This is a genomic window from Actinomycetospora flava (assembly GCF_037400335.1).
Classification (GTDB): Bacteria; Actinomycetota; Actinomycetes; order Mycobacteriales; family Pseudonocardiaceae; genus Actinomycetospora; species Actinomycetospora flava.
Window position 1 is genome coordinate 157,396 of sequence record NZ_JBBEGM010000010.1, and the last position, 18,724, is coordinate 176,119.

At 73.7% G+C, this 18,724-nt stretch carries 16 protein-coding genes and 1 pseudogene; 10 read left to right on the forward strand and 7 right to left on the reverse strand.

The genetic code is table 11. The annotated features are described in order from the left end of the window. Positions 1–7 precede the first annotated feature (7 nt). The 4 genes from WCD58_RS22755 (at position 8) to WCD58_RS22770 (ending at position 4,649) form a co-directional block, all read left to right on the forward strand. Entirely contained in the window at positions 8–766 is a 759-nt protein-coding gene (locus tag WCD58_RS22755; protein WP_337705362.1) for an enoyl-CoA hydratase/isomerase family protein, read from the forward strand. Positions 767–871: 105 nt separating this feature from the next. After that, positions 872–3,319, forward strand: coding sequence for a xanthine dehydrogenase family protein molybdopterin-binding subunit (locus WCD58_RS22760; protein ID WP_337705363.1), 2,448 nt, complete (start codon positions 872–874; stop codon positions 3,317–3,319). Beyond that, positions 3,316–4,131, forward strand: a complete 816-nt coding sequence (locus WCD58_RS22765) for an FAD binding domain-containing protein (protein ID WP_337705364.1) — start codon at positions 3,316–3,318, stop codon at positions 4,129–4,131. The genes WCD58_RS22760 and WCD58_RS22765 overlap by 4 nt, the downstream gene beginning before the upstream one ends. After that, the gene (locus WCD58_RS22770) at positions 4,128–4,649 is read left to right on the forward strand and encodes a (2Fe-2S)-binding protein (RefSeq protein ID WP_337705365.1); all 522 of its coding nucleotides are present in this window, start codon (positions 4,128–4,130) and stop codon (positions 4,647–4,649) included. The genes WCD58_RS22765 and WCD58_RS22770 overlap by 4 nt, the downstream gene beginning before the upstream one ends. Positions 4,650–4,767: 118 nt before the next feature. Here WCD58_RS22770 and WCD58_RS22775 read toward each other — a convergent pair whose 3' ends face one another. The 3 genes from WCD58_RS22775 to WCD58_RS22785 all read right to left on the reverse strand — a co-directional run bounded on the left by WCD58_RS22775 (position 4,768) and on the right by WCD58_RS22785 (position 8,061). Next, complete coding sequence (locus WCD58_RS22775) at positions 4,768–6,174, reverse strand: dihydrolipoyl dehydrogenase family protein (RefSeq protein ID WP_337705366.1); 1,407 nt, start codon at positions 6,172–6,174, stop codon at positions 4,768–4,770. Positions 6,175–6,322: 148 nt separating this feature from the next. After that, on the reverse strand, positions 6,323–7,261 hold the full coding sequence (locus WCD58_RS22780) for an N-acetylmuramoyl-L-alanine amidase family protein (RefSeq protein ID WP_337705367.1): 939 nt from the start codon (positions 7,259–7,261) through the stop codon (positions 6,323–6,325). Between the two features lie 203 nt (positions 7,262–7,464). Further along, positions 7,465–8,061 (reverse strand): TMEM165/GDT1 family protein, encoded by a 597-nt coding sequence (locus WCD58_RS22785; protein ID WP_337705368.1) that lies wholly within the window; start codon positions 8,059–8,061, stop codon positions 7,465–7,467. 514 nt (positions 8,062–8,575) lie between these two features. On the opposite strand from WCD58_RS22785, the gene WCD58_RS22790 reads away from it, so the two are divergent. Beyond that, positions 8,576–9,691, forward strand: a complete 1,116-nt coding sequence (locus WCD58_RS22790) for a sodium:calcium antiporter (RefSeq protein ID WP_337705369.1) — start codon at positions 8,576–8,578, stop codon at positions 9,689–9,691. A 37-nt stretch (positions 9,692–9,728) separates the two neighbouring features. Next, positions 9,729–10,007, forward strand: a complete 279-nt coding sequence (locus WCD58_RS22795; protein ID WP_337705370.1) for a hypothetical protein — start codon at positions 9,729–9,731, stop codon at positions 10,005–10,007. A 3-nt stretch (positions 10,008–10,010) separates the two neighbouring features. On the opposite strand, the gene WCD58_RS22800 is transcribed toward WCD58_RS22795, so the two are convergent. Further along, entirely contained in the window at positions 10,011–10,301 is a 291-nt protein-coding gene (locus WCD58_RS22800; RefSeq protein WP_337705371.1) for a maleylpyruvate isomerase mycothiol-dependent enzyme family protein, read from the reverse strand. Then, positions 10,241–10,645, reverse strand: a complete 405-nt coding sequence (locus tag WCD58_RS22805; RefSeq protein WP_337705372.1) for a maleylpyruvate isomerase N-terminal domain-containing protein — start codon at positions 10,643–10,645, stop codon at positions 10,241–10,243. Before WCD58_RS22805 ends, WCD58_RS22800 begins: the two co-directional genes overlap by 61 nt. A gap of 127 nt (positions 10,646–10,772) precedes the next feature. On the opposite strand from WCD58_RS22805, the gene WCD58_RS22810 reads away from it, so the two are divergent. The 3 genes and pseudogenes from WCD58_RS22810 to WCD58_RS22820 all read left to right on the forward strand — a co-directional run. After that, positions 10,773–11,684 (forward strand): GntR family transcriptional regulator, encoded by a 912-nt coding sequence (locus tag WCD58_RS22810; RefSeq protein WP_337705373.1) that lies wholly within the window; start codon positions 10,773–10,775, stop codon positions 11,682–11,684. Between the two features lie 32 nt (positions 11,685–11,716). Continuing rightward, positions 11,717–13,000: an aspartate aminotransferase family protein gene (locus WCD58_RS22815; protein ID WP_337705374.1), complete on the forward strand. Its 1,284-nt coding sequence runs from the start codon at positions 11,717–11,719 to the stop codon at positions 12,998–13,000. A gap of 412 nt (positions 13,001–13,412) precedes the next feature. After that, a pseudogene (locus tag WCD58_RS22820) lies at positions 13,413–14,099 on the forward strand (DUF222 domain-containing protein); the annotation flags it as partial. Positions 14,100–15,008: 909 nt separating this feature from the next. Here the strand turns inward: WCD58_RS22820 and WCD58_RS22825 are convergent. Then, the gene (locus WCD58_RS22825) at positions 15,009–15,395 is read right to left on the reverse strand and encodes a VOC family protein (protein WP_337705491.1); all 387 of its coding nucleotides are present in this window, start codon (positions 15,393–15,395) and stop codon (positions 15,009–15,011) included. Between the two features lie 700 nt (positions 15,396–16,095). Continuing rightward, complete coding sequence (locus tag WCD58_RS22830) at positions 16,096–17,730, reverse strand: acyl-CoA dehydrogenase family protein (RefSeq protein WP_337705375.1); 1,635 nt, start codon at positions 17,728–17,730, stop codon at positions 16,096–16,098. Between the two features lie 35 nt (positions 17,731–17,765). Between WCD58_RS22830 and WCD58_RS22835 the strand changes: the two genes are divergently transcribed. Further along, the gene (locus WCD58_RS22835) at positions 17,766–18,710 is read left to right on the forward strand and encodes a Dyp-type peroxidase (protein ID WP_337705376.1); all 945 of its coding nucleotides are present in this window, start codon (positions 17,766–17,768) and stop codon (positions 18,708–18,710) included. Positions 18,711–18,724: the final 14 nt, after the last annotated feature.

An 18,724-nucleotide genomic window follows, 5' to 3' on the forward strand; every position in this document is an offset into this window, starting at 1 on the left:
AGGACCCATGGGATCGATCGACGTCTCCCGCGACGGCAGCGACGGCGCCGTCGCCACCGTCACCCTGAACCGCCCGGACCGGCTCAACGCCCTCGACGAGGCCACCCGCGTCGAGCTCGCCGACCGACTCGCCGCCCTGGCCCGCGACCGCGACGTCGGGGCGATCGTGCTCACCGGCGCCGGCCGGGCCTTCTGCGTCGGCCAGGACCTGGCCGCCGTCGACGAGCTCGACGACGCCCACGACACGGTCGACCGGACCTACAACCCGCTCGTGCGCCTGCTCGCGGGCATGGACACCCCGGTCGTCGCCGCCGTGAACGGCGCCGCGGTCGGGGCGGGCATGGGTCTCGCGCTGGCGTGCGACGTCGTGCTGCTCGGGCGCGGGGCGAGCCTGTCCTGCGCGTTCGGGCGGATGGCGCTCGTCCCCGACAGCGGGGTCGCCTGGGCCCTCGCCCGCCAGGTGGGCCACCAGCGCGCGTTCGACCTCGCGCGCACCGGGCGCCGCGTGGACGCCGACGAGGCGCTCGCGCTCGGCCTCGCGACCCGCGTCGTCGACGACGCCGAGCTCGCCGGGGCCGCGGCGAGCGAGGCCGCCGCGCTGGCCGCCGGACCCGCCAAGGCGCTCGCCCTCACGAAGCGCCTGCTCCGCGCCGCCGCCGATCTCCCGCTCGAGCAGGTCCTCGACCGGGAGGCCCTCGGCCAGGGCGTCGCCGCGCAGCACGACGACCACGTCGCCCGCAGGACGGCGTTCCTGTCGAAGTCCTGAGCACGTCCCCACCCACTCCCGACGCTCTTGACACCGCATGACCCACACCACACTCTTGGCTCCCTACCGCCTGGACGGTAGGCAACGACGCCCGTGGAGTTCGAGATGACCACCACCCCCACGCCGCCGCACTCCCTGCGCACCGCACCCGAGCCCGACACCGTTCCCGACCCGCCCCCCGGCGCCCCTGCGCTCCACGAGACCGACGGCCACCAGCCGCTGCGCCGCGACGGCGACCTCCTGCTGACCGGGCGCGCCCAGTTCGTCGACGACATCGCCCCGCGCGGGCTGCTGCACGCCGCGATCCTGCGCAGCCCCCACCCCCACGCGGTCATCCGCGGCGTGGACGCCTCCCGGGCGCGGGCGCGGGAGGAGGTCGAGGTCGTGCTGACCGGCGCCGACGCCGTCGACCTCGCGACGCCCCTGCCGCACTTCTTCGAGCCCTCGATCGTGGGGTGCCGGACGACGGAGTTCCGCTGCCTCGCCGTCGACCGCGTCCGCTGGGTCGGTGAGCCCGTCGCCGCCGTCGTCGCCAGCAGCCTCGCGGAGGCCGAGGCCGCGCTCGCCGACATCGTCGTCGACTACGAGCCGCTGCCCGCGGTGCTCGACGCCGACGAGGCGCTGCGCGACGACGCCCCGGTGCTCTTCGAGGAGTGGGGCGACAACCGCCTCGGGCTCTTCCCGTTCGCCGAGGGCGACGCGGCGGGGAAGATCGCGGCCGCTCCGCACGTCGTGCGCGACGAGCTGCGTGTCGGGCGCCAGCACGTCGCCCCGATGGAGACCCGCGGCTACGTGGCGCAGTGGGAGCCGGGCGGGCGGCTGACGCTGTGGGCGTCGACGCAGAACCCGCACCCGCTGCGCACCAACCTCGCGACCACCCTCGGGGTGCCCGAGGACCGCGTCCGCGTCGTCGCCACACGCATGGGCGGCGGCTTCGGGCACAAGTTCAACGGCTACGGCGAGGAGCCGCTGGTCTGCCTGCTCTCGCGGCTCGCCGACGCGCCGGTGAAGTGGATCGAGACCCGCAAGGACTGCCTGCTCGTCGGGGCCCGCGAGTTCACCCACCGCTTCGAGGTCGGCTTCGACGACGACGGCGTCGTGCTCGGCCTCGCCGACAGGATCGTCGGCAACATCGGCTGCCTGGCTCCCTGGGGCGGCTGGAGCATGACGTTCCCGGCCGGCATGACGTTTCCCGGGCCGTACCGGATCGCCGACTACGCGATCGAGTCCGTGCCGGTGGTGACCAACAAGGCGCCCTGGAACGGGTTCCGCGGCTACGGCAAGGAACAGGCCGCGATGGCCCTGGAACGGATCATGGACCTGATCGCCGAGCACCGCGGGATCGACCCCGCCGAGGTGCGCCGGCGCAACTTCATCCCGCCCGAGGCCTTTCCGTTCTGGACCGCCGCCAAGCACCTCGACTCCGGCGAGTACGCCGCGGCGCTGGACAAGGCGCTCGCGCTGGCCGGCTACGACGCGCTGCGCGCGCGCCAGGAGGCCGCGCGGGCGCAGGGTCGCCACCTCGGCGTCGGGATCGGCTTCGAGCTGACCCCCGAGGGCGGCGACTTCGCCGGCAGCTTCGTGCGCGGCTTCGACACCTCCACCGTGCGGGTGCACCCCAGCGGCGCGGTGTCGGTGCTGACCGGCGTCACCAGCCCGGGCACCGGCAACGAGACCTCGATCGCCCACCTCGTCGCGCGCGAGTTCGGGATCGCCGTCGAGGCCGTCGGCGTCACCCAGGGCGACACCGACGCCTGCCCCTACGGCTTCGGGAACTTCACCAGCCGCAGCCTCGCCACCGGCGGGGCCGCGGCCGTGCTCGCGGCCCGCGAGCTGCGGGAACGGATGGCCGACGCCGCGTCGGCGCTGCTCGACGCCGACGCCGCGGCTTTCGACTTCCGCGACGGTGCCGTCGTCTCACGCACCGACCCGGAGACGTCGCTGACGTTCGCCGAGCTCGCGGAGACGATCTACCGGCGCGGGCTCGCGGCGCCGGGGCTCGACCAGCCGCTGCTCGAGGTCACCCGCATCGACCTGCCGCACAACTTCCACCACGTCCCCGACGAGCAGGGGCGCTTCTCGGCGTACCCGAGCTTCCCGTACAGCGCGCACGTCGCCCTCGTCGAGGTCGACGCCGAGACCGGCGTGGTCGAGCTGCTCGAGTACTCGGCGATCGACGACTGCGGCGTGGTCGTCAGCCCGACCTTCGTCGCCGGCCAGCTCTACGGCGCCATCGCGCAGGGCATCGGCGGCGCGCTGTGGGAGGAGGTCCCGTACGGCGAGGACGGAGCGCCGGAGGCCGAGACCTTCAAGCACTACCTGACGCCCCGCGCTCCCGACCTGCCCACGATCCGACTGCAGCACCAGCACACGCCCTCGCCGTTCACCCTGCTCGGCACGAAGGGCGCGGGCGAGAGCGGTGTCGGCGGCGCGATGGCCGCCCTGCTCAACGCCGTCAACGACGGCCTGCGCCCCCTCGGCGTGCACGCCCACCGGGTGCCGCTGACCCCGCCCGTCGTGCTCGACGCGATCGTCTCCGGAGGTGCCTCGTGATCCGCACGCGTCTGCGCTACCACCGCCCGGACCGCCCCGACGACGCCGCCGCGCTGCTCGCCGAGCACCACGGGCGGGTCGCCGTGCTCGCCGGCGGGAGCCAGCTGCTGCCCCGCATGAACCGCGGCGAGACCGACGTCGACCACGTCGTGGACCTGCGCGGGCTGGGTCTGCGCGGCATCGAGCGCACCGGCGGCCGCGTGCGGCTGGGCGCGATGGTGACCTACGAGGACGCGATCGCCTCGCCGCTGCTCGCCGACGCCGTGCCGCTGCTGCCCCGGGTCGCGCGCGGGGTCACCGGCGGGCGCCAGCTGACCGGACACGCCACGCTGGTCGGCGCGCTGTGCCACGCCTTCCCCGGCACCGACATGCCGGGCGCGCTCTCCGCGCTCGGCGCCACCGTCGAGCTGCACGGCCCGTCCGGGCCGCGCTCGGTCCCGGTGTCCGAGTTCCTGCTCGGCGCCCAGGAGATCGACCGGCGGGCCGGCGAGTTCGTCGCCGCCGTCACCGTCGACGGCGTCGCCCGCAGCGGCTACTGCAAGGTCAAGCACGCCACCGGGTCCTGGCCGATCGCCACGGCGAGCGCCGTCGACGACGGCGACGCGCTGACCGTCACCCTCGGCGCCGTCCAGGCGCGGCCGCTGCGCATCGTCATCCCCGACCCCACCCGGGCCGCCGTCGACGACGCGGTCGCCGCCGCCGTCACCGCGCCCTGGACCGACGTGCTCGCCCCCGGCGACTACCGCGCCCGCATCGCCCCGGTCGTCGCCCGCCGGGCCCTCACCGAGCTCCGGGAAGGAGCACGCGCATGACCGCCGTCGAACCCCGTGCCGACTCGGACGCCGTCCCCGATCGCGACCTCGCGCTCACCGTCAACGGCAGGCGCCGGCGGGTCCGCGTCGAGGACCGCCAGCTGCTCGTCGACGTGCTGCGCGACAACCTCGGCATGACCGGTACGCACATCGGCTGCGCGGGCGGCGACTGCGGCGCCTGCACGGTGCGCATGGACGGTCAGATCACCAAGTCGTGCCTCGTGCTCGCGGCGTCCGCCGAGGGTGCCGACATCACGACGATCGAGGGTTACTCCCCGCGCGGCACCCTCGACCACGTCCAGCAGGCGTTCTGGGACCTCGACGCCTTCCAGTGCGGCTTCTGCCTGCCGGGTCACCTCTTCGCGGTGCGCGACCTGCTCGACCGCGACCCGGACCCCGGCGAGGACGACATCCGCGAGGCGCTGCGCGGCAACCTCTGCCGCTGCACCGGCTACGTCAACCTCGTCGCGGCGGCCGGGGAGGCGGCGCGGCGGGAGCGGGAGGATCAGGAGCGCTGACGCTCCAGCGACGCCGACCCGCGATCGGGGTGGTCGGCCGAGGAGCCGGTCTCTTCGGCGAGAACGCTTCGATTCTCGAAGCGTTCTCGTCGAAGAGAAGCCGTGCTCGTCGGGCGCGTCAGAGCCCGTAGGTCTCCAGCAGGCGCAGCCAGACCTCGCTCATCGTCGGGAACGACGGCACGGCGTGCCAGAGCCGCTCGAGCGGGACCTCGCCGACGATCGCGATCGTCGCCGCGTGGACCATGTCCGCGACGTCCTGCCCGACGAACGTCGCGCCGACGATCACGTCCCGGTCGGTGTCGACCACGATCGAGGCGAACCCGTCGTACCCGTCGGCCTGCAGCGACGCGCCCGCCACGCTCCCGAGCTCGTAGGAGACGGCGCGGACGGTCAGCCCGGCGTCGCGGGCCGCGGCCTCGGTGTGCCCGACGGCGCCGACCTGCGGGTCGGTGAAGATCACCTGCGGCACGGCGGTGTGCTCCGCGGTCGCGGCGTGGTGGGAGTACCGCCCACCCAGCTCGCTGCCCCTCGACCGCGCCACGATCACGTCGCCGCAGATGCGGGCCTGGTACTTGCCCATGTGCGTGAGCTGGGCACCGGTGCTGGCGTCGCCGACGGCGTAGAGCCAGTCGCCCAGCACGGTCGTCGTGTCGTCCGCGGCGAGGTGCGTCCCGGGCTCGAGGCCGACGGTGTCGACGCCGAGGTCGGACGTCGCGGGCTTGCGGCCGGCGGCGACGAGCAGCTCGGCGCCGCGCGCCTCGGTGCCGTCGTCGAGCGTCGCCACGACCTCGTCGCCGTCGCGGCGCACCGCGGTCATCGACGTGCCGAGCCGGACGTCGACGCCCTTCGCGACGAGGGCGTCGTGCAGGCGCCGGCCCGCCTCGGGCTCCGTGGCCGGGATCAGCCGCTCGGAGTGCTGGACGAGCGTCACCCGGGCACCGAGGCCCCGGAACGCCGTCGCCATCTCCACCCCGACCACCCCGCCGCCGAGGATCACCAGCGAGGCGGGGACCTCCTTGGCCTGCGTCGCCTCCTGGTTGGTCCAGGCGTTCACGGTGTCCAGGCCCTCGACCGGCGGGAACACCGGCACCGACCCCGTCGCGACGACGACCGACCGGGCGGCGACGGAGGTCGTCGTGCCGTCGCCGTGGGTCACCTCGACCGCGCGCTCCCCGGCGAGCCGCCCGTGCCCGCGCAGCAGCGTGATGCCGGCGCCGGAGAGCCAGTCGGCCTGCCCGGAGTCGTCCTCGCCGGCGAACTGGTCGCGGCGCGCGAGCACCTGCCCGGCGTCCACCGCGCCGGTCACGGCCTGCGCCACGCCGGGCATGCGCTGCGTCGCCGCGTACAGGTCGACGGGCCGCAGCAGTGCCTTCGACGGGATGCAGGCGTAGTAGGAGCACTCGCCGCCGACGAGGCGGGACTCGACGATCGCCGCCGAGAGGCCCTGCTGGTGGGCGCGGTCGGCCACGTTCTCGCCGACGGGACCGGCGCCGATCACCACGACGTCGACCTCGAGGTCGCTCATCCGTTCGTCTCCTCCTGGCGTCGGGTCACGTGGGCTGCATCCTCCGGCCCCACGGGCCGTCGGCGCCAACGATGAACCGCCGGGTTCCCCCGACGGCGCGGACACACTCACCCACGCGGCGACGGCGGTGCGGCCGGGCGCCCGGAGCTCAGCGCCGCTGCGCCCCGTCCAGGAACTCCGTGACGCCGGTGGCGACCGCCTCCCCGAGCGCGTCCGTGCCGCCCGGCTCGGCGACCGCCGCGAGGTCGTCGGGGTGGGTCAGGAACAACGGCTCGACCAGCGCGCCCGGCATGGCGCTGGGCTCGTCGATGTAACCGGGGATGCGGGGCCCGAGCAGCACGAGGTGCCCGCCGCCCGACTCCGCGCCGGAGGAGTCGTCGGCGATCCCGCGGTCGAGCGGCGTGTGGCCACCGGCGGTCAGGCGGGCGCGGATCGCCGTCTGCAACGACTGCGCCAGCGCCCTGTTCTCCCGCGCGAAGGTCCGCTCGGGCTCGTAGAGCGTCTCGGTGCCGCCGACCTCGGGGTCGGCGAACGAGTTGAAGTGCACCGACACCAGCGCGTCCGCGCGGGCGAGGTTGGCGCAGCGCACGCGCCCCAGCAGGTCGAGCTGGCTCGCGTCGGTGGTCAGCGCCCCGTCCTGCACCGCGCCGCGGGCCAGCGGGGTGCCGAGGTCGTCGGTGCTGCGGGTGAGCACGACGGTGGTCCCCCGCGCGCGCAGGCGCTCGGCGGCGGCGCGGGCCACGGCCAGCGTGAGGTCCTTCTCGCGGCGCACCGCGCCGTCGGCGGTGCCCTCGCTGCCCGGGTCGGGACCGCCGTGCCCCGCGTCGAGCGCGACGGTCGCCGCGGGGCCGGCGCCGGTCGGGGCCAGCCAGACGCACCCGCCGGGCGGGAACGCGGCCGGGTCGACCGCGACCGGGGCGGGGGCCGGCGCGGCCGTGGCACCACCGGCCGGCCCGCTCGGGGTGGACGTCTCCTGCGACGCGACCCCGAGGACCAGCGAGGCGGTCGCCAGCAGGAGCACGATCGCGGCCTCGAGGCTCCGGCGCGGGCCGCGGCGGCTCGGCCGTGCGACGGCGTGTTGGCCCACCGGTCACCCGTCGCCGGGTCGTGTCCGATCACTCACGGACGGTGAGGCTAGGGACGGCGGCCGGCGTCCCTGCCGGGTCTGAGAACGCCGGGTCCGCCGGACGACGGACGGTGCTCCGGGCACGGCGAACGACCGGTGACACCGTGGCGGCGCGCCGCGGCGGCGCAACGGACTGGTCCGGCGGGCGGATCGAGCTCTCAGGGTCAGGCCCCGACGAAGGCCTCCACCGCGAGCCACGCCCCGAAGACGAAGAACAGCACGGCGGCGCCGATCCGGATGGCCTTCTCCGGCAGGTTTCGCCCCAGCCAGCGGCCCACCACGATCGCGAGGGCGTCCGCCGCGACCATGCCGACCGTCGAGCCGACCCAGACGCCCGTGACGCCGCCGGAGCCCGGGTACTGCGTGGCGAGGGTGATCGTCGCGAGCATGGTCTTGTCGCCGAGCTCGGCGAGGAAGAAGGCGACACCGACCGCGATGAACGCCGAGCGCGTCGTGGCGCTGCTCTTGTTCTTCTCGTCGTCGGTGAGCGCGTCGCCGCGCAGCGTCCAGAGGCCGAACACGACGAACGCGACGGCCGCGGCGAGGGCGATCCAGAACGTCGGCAGCGTCGCCCCGAGCAGGTACCCGACACCCACCGAGACCGCGTGCGTCACCGCCGTCGCCGCGGTGATGCCGAGCAGCACCGGCAGGGCGCGGAATCGCGTCGCGAACGTCAGCGCCATCAGCTGGGACTTGTCACCCAATTCGGCGACGAAGATGACGGCGAAACTGATGGCGGTGGCGGCGAGGAAGCCGGTCACGGGGTTCGTGCTCCTCTCGGTCGGCCGGACCGAGGGCGCACTCTTCGGCCCGACCCGCGTCAGAACGGGTCGTCACCGAAGGTCTCGCCCGCCGCCGGGGACCGGCGGCCGCCGCGGCCGGACGCCGGGGCGTCAGTGTGTCGACCGCGATGTTGGGAGCTACTCCCCTTCGCTGCCGATGAACATAGCGAATGCGCCACGTCCTTTCCACGGCGGGTGAGCGCACTCACGGAAAAGCATGCATCGGCGGGCCGCACGAATTGTTTCGGCGCGCCGAACTCCCATTCTCGGGACGCCGGAAATCGGTGCCCGCCGGACGCCGGTGATCACCATCCGGTTCGTGCACGCCCGTCCCGTCCGAGGTCAGCACCCCTCACGCCCGGGGGACACGGCGGTCGCCGCAATACACGAAGTGTGACGCAAGTCAACCCGTTGCTTGCTTGGATGATCACCATCACCATCACCTGCGACGCGATCTCTACTGACATCGGCGTATCCGAGGGAGCTGTCTGCCGTGATCCCGATCATCGAGTTCGTGCTGGGCATCGCGGTGCTCGTGTACAGCGCGGAGAAGCTCATCGGCTACCTGGTCGGCGTGGCCAGCCGCTGGGCCGTGTCGCTGTTCCTCATCGCCGTGGTCTTCACCGGCATCGAGTTCGACGACCTGGCGTTCGGCATCGCGCTGAACCTCGAGGACCTCAGCGAGGTCGCGCTCGGCACGGTCGTCGGGACGACCATCGCGATGACCGGGATCGTGCTCGCGCTGATGGCGATCGTGGCGCCGTGCCCGGTCGACGTGCCGAAGAGCTACCTGGCGCTGTTCGTCGCGGCGCCGGTGGTCATGTACCTGCTCGCGCTGACCGGATCGCTCTCGGTCGGCATCGGCGTCGTCCTGATCCTGCTGTTCGTGGCGTTCGTCGGCTGGATCGCCTACCGCGAGTACTCCGCCCGCAAGCCGGTGTTCCGCAACGCCGAGCTCTACGAGCAGCTCGAGAAGGCCGGCGTCGGCGCGGGCGGCGGGACGGCCACCGCCACGCTGACCCGCGAGGGCGACGACGGCGGATCCACCCCGACCGACGCCGGCGACAAGCGCCACCACGGCTTCGACCTGCCGCCCGATCTGCGCGTCGACCAGGGCTTCCTCAAGGCCCGCCAGACCTCGCCGGTCGGCACCATCCTGCTGGCGGTCCTCGCGCTCGTCGGCCTCGTGGTCGGCGCCCTGATCGCCGGGCAGGGCACCGAGGGCATCCTCGAGAACTTCGAGATCGAGGGCACGGTCTTCGGCGTCACGATCGCGACGCTGGCCCTGACCCTCGAGGACATCTTCCTGTCCGTCGAGCCCTCCCGACGGGGCGCGCCCGAGATCGGCATCGCCAACGTCATCGGCAGCGTCGTGTTCTCCGTGACCGGCAAGCTCGGCATCATCCTGCTGGTCGGCGGCGCCATCCTCGTCGACGACGAGACGCTTGCCTGGCACCTGCCGGTCCTGCTGGTCTTCACGATCCTCTCGGCGATCTTCCTGGCCACCGGCCGGCTGCGGCGCTGGCACGGCATCGTCCTGCTCGTCGCCTACGTCGCCTACTTCGTCACCAGCCTCGTCGTGTTCGGCGAGGTCCCGGTGGACGACTGAGCCGCTCCGATCCCCCGCAGCCAGAGAGGACGAGACCATGACCAAGGATCGAGTCGGAGCGGGCCTCGCGGTCCTCGCCGCGATCATCGGGCTGGTGCTGGTGTTCCAGTTCCCGCAGGCCGAGGGCGGTGACGACGATGACGACGACGGTCCCGAGACCAGCCAGGTCGTCCCGGCCGCGCCGCTGCCCGGACAGCCGGCCCCGGCTCCCGGCCAGGTGCAGCAGCCCGCGCCCGGCGGCCAGGTCGAGCAGCCGGCGCCGCAGCAGCAGGCGCCCGCCGACACCGACGGGGACGACGATGACGACGACGGCTGAGGTCTAGGCGTTCCGGCCCAGGCGCTCGCGCAGCGTCGCCACCCCGGGTCCGTCGAGGTCGTCGAGGTGCGCGGCGCGCCCGGCCATGACCAGCGCGAGCGTCGGGCCGCTGACCTCCGGTCCGTCACCGGTGACGAACGGGCCGTCGGTCGCGACCAGGCGCAGCCCGGCGGACACCGTCTTCCCGGCGACCGTGAAGTCGCGACTCGCGAAGAAGCGGGCGACCTCCGTCGTCACCGCGACGGGCGGGGTGTGCACCAGGCCCAGCGGGCGGCGCACGTCCTCGCCGTGCACGACGACCTCGCCGAGCCACGCCCGCTTCGGCCCCCACGGGGACGTCGTGCTGGCGATGATCGCCCGGAAGCGGGCGAGGGTCTCGGCCGCGTCGCGCCCCGGTGCTCGGCGAGGCGGCGGTCGTTGTGGAGGTCGAAGTCGAACCGCGCGCCCAGCACGCTGCGCAGCCAGCGCCACGGGCCGATGCTCGCCGCCGCGGTGAGGTGGGCGACCGTCTCCTCCACCGTCCAGCGGTCGCACAGCGACGGCGTCGCCCACTGGTGGTCGGTGAGGCCCGCGAGGTCGCCGGCGAGCGCCGCGCGCTCGTCCCGGGCGGCGGCGAGCACGGCGGTGTCGGCGGTCATCTCCATCAGGTTCCTTCCTCGCGGGGCGCGTCGGGAGGTGGACGGGCGCGCGGGCCGGGAGTCATCGGTCGTCCTCGAGAAATCCGGGGCGCTCGAACTCGTCCCAGGCCGATGGCAGGCTCGGGGTGTGCCGGACCTGAGCCTCGACGCCCCCGACGCGACGTCGGGCACCCCGGTCTACCGGCAGATCGTCGAGCAGATCCGATCGCTGGCCGAGGGTGGCGGGCTGCCCGCCGGCGAGCGGCTCCCCACCGTGCGCCGGCTCGCCGACAGCCTCGGGGTCAACCGCAACACCGTGTCCCGCGCCTACGCGACGCTGCGCGAGCTGGGCGTGATCGAGACCCGGGCCGGCGGCGGCACGGCGGTCGCGACGCGGCCGCCGCTCCGCGAGCCCGACACCACCGGCGCCCTCGCCGCCGCCGTCCGCGACGCCGTGCGCTCCGGGCTCTCCCCCGACGAGGTCCGCGACCTCGCCCACGACCTCGCCCGGCGCGCCGCCACCGAGGTCCGCGCCGTGTTCGTCGAGTGCAACGCCGAGCGCGCGAAGGCCTTCGCCGACGAGCTGGGCAGCCGCCTGCACCTCGAGGTGCGCCCGAGCCTGATCGAGGAGCTCGACACGACGGCCGCCGACGCCGACCTCGTCGTCACGACGTTCTTCCACCTCGCCGAGGTCCGGCGCTGGGCGCACCGCGCGCCCCGCGAGGTCGAGACGGTCGCCGTGGTGGTCGCACCGCACATCCGGACCCTGACCCGGGTCGCCGACCTGGCCGAGGGCGCGCGGGTGGGCGTGCGGTACTCGACGGCGCACCAGGCCGAGCAGGTCCGGGACTGGTTCGTCGCGGCCGGGATCGCCGACGTCGTCGTCGTGCCCCGCTACGGGGACGTCGCGCGCGACCTCGCCGTGCTCGTCGTCCCGAGCGAGGACCCCGCACTCGGGGCGGGCGCGGGGCCGGACACCACGGTGGTCGAGTTCGGCAACGTGCTCGACGAGGGCTCCATCCGGATGGTTGCCGACGTCGTCGACCAGATACGCGCTTGACCTAGGACAAGTTCGGGCTCACGCTCGACGGCGTGTCGGACTTCAGCGAGCACCTCGTCCGCTACGGCGTCCCGTTCGCGCCGGACCTGATCGTGGGGGCCGCCGGCTCGCGCGTGACCACCCGCGACGGCGGCGAGGTCCTCGACTTCACCTCGGGCCAGATGAGCTCGGTGCTGGGCCACTCGCACCCCGAGGTCGTCGAGACCGTCAGCCGCGCCGCCGCGACGCTCGACCACCTGCACAGCGGCATGCTCAGTCCGCCGCTGCTGGACGTCGCGGCCGCGCTCGCCGGCACGCTGCCCGCGCCGCTGTCCAAGGTGATGCTCGTCAGCACCGGGGCGGAGTCCAACGAGGCCGCGCTGAAGATGGCCAAGCTCGCCACCGGGCGCTGGGAGGTCGTCTCGTTCGACCGCTCCTGGCACGGGATGACGTCGGGCGCCGCCGCGGCGACGTTCTCGGCGGGGCGCCGCGGGTACGGCCCGCCGATCCCCGGCAACCTCGCGCTGCCGACGCCCGACGCCTACCGCTCCCCCTTCCGGCACGCCGACGGCCGCCACGACTGGGAGAGCGAGCTGGACGTCGGCTTCGAGATGGTCGACCGGCAGTCGGCGGGCAGCCTCGCGGCCTGCCTCGTGGAGCCGATCCTGTCGTCCGGCGGGATCATCGAGCTCCCGCCCGGCTACCTGGCGCGGCTGCGCGAGAAGTGCGACGAGCGCGGCATGCTGCTGATCCTCGACGAGGCCCAGACCGGGGTCGGACGCACCGGCACGATGTACGCGTTCGAGCGCGACGGCGTCGCCCCGGACCTGCTGACGTTGTCGAAGACGCTGGGCGCGGGCCTGCCCGTCGCCGCCGTCGTCACCTCCCCCGAGATCGAGCAGACCTGCCACGAGCGGGGGTTCCTCTTCTACACGACCCACGTGTCCGACCCGCTCGCCGCGTCCGTCGCGCACACGGTGCTGCGGGTGGTCACGCGCGACGGGCTCGCCGAGCGGGCGCGCGTGCTGGGCGAGGAGATGAGCCGGCGGCTCGGGGAGCTCCGCGACCGCCACGAGCAGGTCGGCGACGTCCGCGGCCGCGGCCTGCTCCAGGGCGTCGAGCTCGTCACCGACAAGGCCAGCCGCACGCCCGACCTCGCCCTGAACCACGAGCTCACCGCCGAGTGCCTGCGCCGCGGCCTGCACGTCAACATCGTGCAACTGCCCGGGCTGGGCGGCGTGATCCGCATGGCGCCGCCGCTGACGATCAGCGAGGACGACCTGCGCCTCGGGCTCGACGTTTTGGGCGAGGCCCTGGACGTCACCACCTCGAACTGATCGGCCGGGACCGGACCCCGAGATCGCGGACTCCGGAGCGAACGCTCCGCGACGCGGGACGATCGCACCACGAATCCTGATCACGTTCCTGCGACGACCGGGACCCGGACGTGACCACCGCGGCCCGCCAGTTGCCGCGCACGTGCGCTCGCGTGTCGAGGTCATCGAACGCGCCGAACCGACCGCGCCGTGGGTTCTGACCGAGCGCCGTGGGTTCTGACCGAAGGGCACCGTCGGTCGGATAGATCGGCGAGGGGCACCCTTCGCCGGAACGACGAGCGCGAGCCCTCAGCACCGTCGGCACGTTTCGCATGATCATCGGGCCCGTGAGCTGCGGACCGCGCCGGTCGTGGCGCCGTCGCGGGTATCGCCAGTGTCGCTTCTGTCGCCGTTATGCGGTAGGATCGAACACATGAGCGAACCGTTGGGTGGTGCGGAGCGGGAGGTGTTCGACCGTGCCCGCGCCCACGTGATCGCTCAGCGGCGCGGCTACTACCAGCGGTTGCAGACCATCGCCGCGCTCGACGAGCTCGGTGCGGTCAGTTCCACGGGGTATCGCAGCCTGCCGAACCTGGTCGCCGATCTCGACAACGTGGATCATCCCGAGGCGAAGCGGCTGGTGGACGAGGCCGGTGACCTGTGCGCGCGGACCTCGATGTCGGGCGAGGTGCTGCCCGCCCGGTTGCCGGCCACCGCGGACGCGCTGGCCGCCGGGTTGGTGGACCCGGCGCACGTGCGGATCGTCCGGGACACGGTGCGCCACCTGGCCGGGTTGATGACCCCGCCACCGCCCGACGAGATCGCCGGGGTCGAGCAGACGCTGGCGGACAAGGCGCAGCTGCTGCCGCCGAAGATGCTGCGCCGGCTCGCGAAAGCGTTCGTGGACTTCTACGACCCCGACGGCGCGGCACCTTCTGACGGGGAGGACGCCGGCGACGAGATGCACATGCTGCGCCGCAAAGACGGGTCGCTGGTGTTCAAGGGCCGGCTGGGGGATCCGCTCGAGGCCGAGAAGATGGTCGAGGTGGTCGGGGTGCTCTCGGCCCGCGCGGGCAGCGAGGACCAACGATCCCTGGCCCGACGCCAGGCCGACGCCCTCAAAGACCTCATCGACGACGCCCGCGGCCCCCACGGCATCGCCACCGACACCCGCCGCGGGCAGGACGACACCACCGACCCCGCACGCACCGACACCGACACCGACGAACCGGCCGCCCACGAACCGGGCGCCGAGCCCGCCGAGGAGCCGGCCGCTGACGCCGAGCCCGACCCGGACGACGAGCACGTCGGCGGCGGCGAGCCGGGCCTCGCCGCGGACGACGAGCCGGACGACGCCTCGGATGACGCTTCGGACGACGCCGAGGGCCAGGCGCCGTGGGCGTTGATCCCCGAACCACGCCGCCCCGAGCCCGACGCGCCCTCACCGGCAGGCCGGGGCTGGACCGAACGGCCCGGGCGGGTCCTGCTCACCGTCACCATCGACCACCGCTGGCTCTGCGACGCCCTCCAAGACAAGGGCGGCAAGGCCGGCAAGGGCGGCTACGGGACGCTGGACTCCGGGCACCACGTCGACGCCGCCACCATCCGCCGCTGGGCCTGCGACGCCGAGATCATCCCCATGATCCTCGGCTCCAAGTCCGAACCCCTCGACGTCGGACGACGGCAACGCACCGCCCCCGACGCCATCCGCCGCGCCCTCAACCACCGCGACGGGGGCTGCGCCTTCCCCCGGCTGCGACCGCCGACCCCGCCGCTGCCAGGCCCACCACGTGCGCCACTGGTACCCCGACGGCGACACGGCCCTGGACAACATGTGCCTGCTCTGCCGCTACCACCACCAGCTCGTCCACCACGGGCACTGGACCATCGAAATGATCAACGGCCGGGCGTGGTTCACCCCGCCCTGGTACATCGACACCGACCGACAACCCCGGCTCGGAGGACGAGCCCGCATCGACGCCTGATCCGCACCCCACGAGGGGACGCGCGGACGGGCACACGCGTCCGCTCAGAGCCGCGCGTCGGGGATGGTCGGCTCGAAGAGCTCGACGGGGTTGCCCGACGGGTCCTCGACCAGGATCTGGCGACCGCCCACCCCGGTGACGATGTCGTTGCGGAACCGGGCGCCCGCGCCTCGCAGCTCGGTGACGAGGCGCTCGAGGTCGTCGACCTCCAGGGCGAAGCGATTCCATCCCCCCGGTCGCGGGCTGGTGCCGTCGGGCATCGCCTGACCACCCCCGCCCGGACCGCCCGGCGCCGAGAGCACGAGCCGGAGCTCACCGCGCGAGAGCATCGCGAACGTCGGGGCCGGGTGCATGTCCTCGTGGAACCCCAGCCGTCCGCAGTAGAACGAGATCGCGGCATCGACGTCGTCGACGATGTACCGCACGCTCACACCGGCCAGGATGGTCCTCCGGGGCCCGGGGTCGATCCAGGGGACGAACGCCCCAGGGACCCCGATCTCGCCACCGCTGGATCGTCCTTCTCCGGACGAGTACCTCCCCTGCCGACGTCGTCGTTACCACGTCGTTACTCCCGCGGGGGCAACCCGCTGGGGAACCGGTGCGAGCGTCCGAGGCTGCCGGCCGACCTGGGGCGAACGCTCCCGCGGCCCATCCGGTCGTGGGGACTGATCCGGGAGGTCTCCGCACATGAGCAGCCACAGCACCCCGAGCAAGCCCTGGATTCGGGGCCGCGGGCCCTGGATCGTCGCGACCGTCCTCCTGTTCTTCGCCGCCCTCGGGTCGTGCGGCTCGAACGCGACCCCGAACGTCGCGGCCGTCGCCCCGCCGCCGCCTGCGCCGACCACGATCATCAGCACCGTCTACCTCCCGCGGCCCGGGCCCTCGGCCACCACGAGCTCGAGGAGCAGTGGGACCGGCGCGGGGGTCGGTGCCGGGGCCGGCGTCGGCAGCGACGACGACGACAGCTCCTCCCGCCGCACGGGCTCCTCGAGCAGCGACGGCGGGAGCAGCAGCAGCGGCGGCAGGTACGCGTGCGGGCCGGGGGACCGTGACGGCGACGGCGACGGCCGGTGCAACGAGTAGCACGCCGAACAGCTGACCCCATCGGCGCACCGGCCGAAGCATCGAGGTTCAGCGCGCGTAGTCGATGATCGCCGGGAAGTCGAGGCCGCGCAGGGTGCCGTAGCCCGGCCCCCAGCCCGTGCCCAGGCGCGAACCGATGAACGCCTCCGCGACGACGGTCGGCGCCTCCTGTACCAGCAACGCCGCCTGCGTCGCGAGGGCGAGCTTGGTGACGAGGTAGCGCGCGGTGTCCTCCGGGGCCGTGACGAGCTCCTCGATCTCGGCGAGCGCGTCGGCGAGCAGCGGGTGCTCGGCCGCGGCGGGACGGAGCTCGTCGAGCACGGGCTCGATCGCCTTCGGCTCGCGGGTCAGGACGCGGCCGACGTCCATGACCATCATGTTCGAGGTGCCCTCCCAGATCGCGTTGAGCGGCGCCTCGCGGTAGTAGCGCGGGAGGTCGTGCTCCTCGATGTAGGCGTTGCCGCCGATCGACTGGATGACCTCCTCGGTCACGCCCGCGACGCGCCGACAGTTCCAGAACTTCGCGACGGGCGTGAGCAGGCGGCTCACGAGGCGCTCGGCGACGTCACCGTGCCCGTCCTCCGCCCGCGCCACCCGGAAGCCGAGGTGCGCGGCCCCGGCCCACTCGAGCACGAGGTCCGCCAGCACCGGCGCCTGGATCGGCAGCTGCGCGAGCGGCGCGCCGAACGCGGGGCGGTGGTCGTTGTGGTGCAGCGCCTGGGACAGCGCCGCGCGCATCAGGCCGGCCGAGCCGACCGCGAAGTCCAGTCGCGTGTACTCCGCCGACGACAGGATCGTGCGGACGCCCTGGCCCTCCTCGCCGACGAGGAAGGCCTCGGCGTCGTGGTACTCGATCTCCGAGGACGCGTTGGCCCGGTTGCCCAGCTTGTCCTTGAGCCGCTTGACCCGGAGCCCGTTCAGGCTCCCGTCTGGCCGGCGACGGGGGACGAAGAGGCAGGACACGCCGCCCTCGGTCTGCGCGACGGTGAGGTAGGCGTCGGACATCGGGACCGAGGCGAACCACTTGTGCCCGTTGACCAGGTAGGTCTCCCCCGGTCCGCGACGACCGACGGGGCGGGCGACGGTGACGTTGGCGCGCAGATCGGAGCCGCCGTGCTTCTCGGTCATGAAGTAGCCGATCGTCCCCGCCGACTTCTCGGTGATCGGTACGTCGGCGGGGTCGTAGCCCTCGGCCGCGATCGCCCGGGCCCACGGCGCGAGCTCGGGCTGACTGCGCAGGACCGGGATGCAGGCGTAGGCCATCCCGAGCGGGCAGGCGGTGGAGCCGTCGATCTGGTTCCACAGGTACGACAGCACCGCGCGCGCCGTGTGCGCGCCCGGTTCCCCGGCCGTCCACGCCAGCGAGTGCACGCCCGAGCCGAACCCGAGCGCCATGAGCTCGTGGTAGGCGGGGTGGAAGTCGACGTCCGACACCTCGCGGCCGAGCCGGTCGAGCGTGCGCAGCTCCGGGGTGTGGCGCTGCGCGTCGCGGGCGGCCTGCAGCACCCGCGGGTCCCAGACCTGCGCGCCCAACGCCGTCGCCCGCTCCTGCGCCCAGGGTGCCCACCGCGCGACGACCCCGGACGCCACCGCGTCGCCGGTGAACGCGTTCACGCCGGTGAGGTCCTCGACGAGGTTGTCGGGGACGGGGCGCGGCACGGCGAAGTCCTCGGCGGGAGTCATGGGCTCACCTTCCACGATCGGGCAGGCTGATCTCCATGGGTTCAACCACCACGAGCTCACCCGAGCCGCAGGCCGTCCTCACCCCGCTCACCGAGGCGTCCATCTTCCTGACGCTCGTCATCGAACCGGGCGGGGAGGACGCCGTCCGCGACGTGCTCTCCGACGTCTCCGGGCTCACGCGCTCCGTCGGCTTCCGGCTCCCCGAGGGCGAGCTGACCTGCGTGATCGGCATCGGCTCGCAGGCCTGGGACCGCCTCTTCCACGGCCCCCGCCCGCGCGGCCTGCACCCGTTCCGCGAGCTGCACGGCGCCCACCACGCGCCGTCGACGCCCGGCGACCTGCTGGTGCACCTGCGCGCTCACCGCCTCGACATGTGCTTCGAGCTGGCGCACCTGCTCTCGACGCGGCTGCGCCCGCACGCGCGGGTGGTGGACGAGGTGCACGGCTTCCGGTTCTTCGACGAGCGCGACCTGCTCGGGTTCGTCGACGGCACCGAGAACCCCGCGGGCAACGCGGCACGCACCGCCGTGCTCATCGGCGACGAGGACCCCGAGTTCGAGAACGGCAGCTACGTCGTCACCCAGAAGTACCTCCATGACATGGACGGCTGGAACGCGCTGTCCACCGAGGAGCAGGAGAACGCGATCGGGCGCACCAAGCTCCAGGACGTCGAGATGCCCGACGACCGCAAGCCGCCGAACTCGCACATCGCGCTCAACGTGATCGAGGACGAGAACGGCGAGGAGCAGGAGATCCTGCGCTTCAACATGCCGTTCGGGCACGTCGGCACCGACGAGTTCGGCACCTACTTCGTCGGCTACACCCGCGACCCCGCGGTGCTCGAGCAGATGCTGCACAACATGTTCGTGGGCAGCGCCGAGGGCCACCACGACCGGATCCTCGACTTCTCCACGGCGATCACCGGCAACCTCTGGTTCGTGCCGACCACCGACTTCCTGGACGACCCGCCCGGCGCCTGATCTCCGTCCACGGC

Bases quoted from the DNA above. Each gene is read 5' to 3' on its own strand.
- WCD58_RS22830 (WP_337705375.1), bottom strand. From the start codon at position 17,730: ATGACTCCCGCCGAGGACTTCGCCGTGCCGCGCCCCGTCCCCGACAAC.
- WCD58_RS22835 (WP_337705376.1), top strand. From the start codon at position 17,766: ATGGGTTCAACCACCACGAGCTCACCCGAGCCGCAGGCCGTCCTCACC.
- WCD58_RS22805 (WP_337705372.1), bottom strand. From the start codon at position 10,645: ATGACCGCCGACACCGCCGTGCTCGCCGCCGCCCGGGACGAGCGCGCG.
- WCD58_RS22760 (WP_337705363.1), top strand. From the start codon at position 872: ATGACCACCACCCCCACGCCGCCGCACTCCCTGCGCACCGCACCCGAG.
- WCD58_RS22795 (WP_337705370.1), top strand. From the start codon at position 9,729: ATGACCAAGGATCGAGTCGGAGCGGGCCTCGCGGTCCTCGCCGCGATC.
- WCD58_RS22755 (WP_337705362.1), top strand. From the start codon at position 8: ATGGGATCGATCGACGTCTCCCGCGACGGCAGCGACGGCGCCGTCGCC.
- WCD58_RS22775 (WP_337705366.1), bottom strand. From the start codon at position 6,174: ATGAGCGACCTCGAGGTCGACGTCGTGGTGATCGGCGCCGGTCCCGTC.
- WCD58_RS22770 (WP_337705365.1), top strand. From the start codon at position 4,128: ATGACCGCCGTCGAACCCCGTGCCGACTCGGACGCCGTCCCCGATCGC.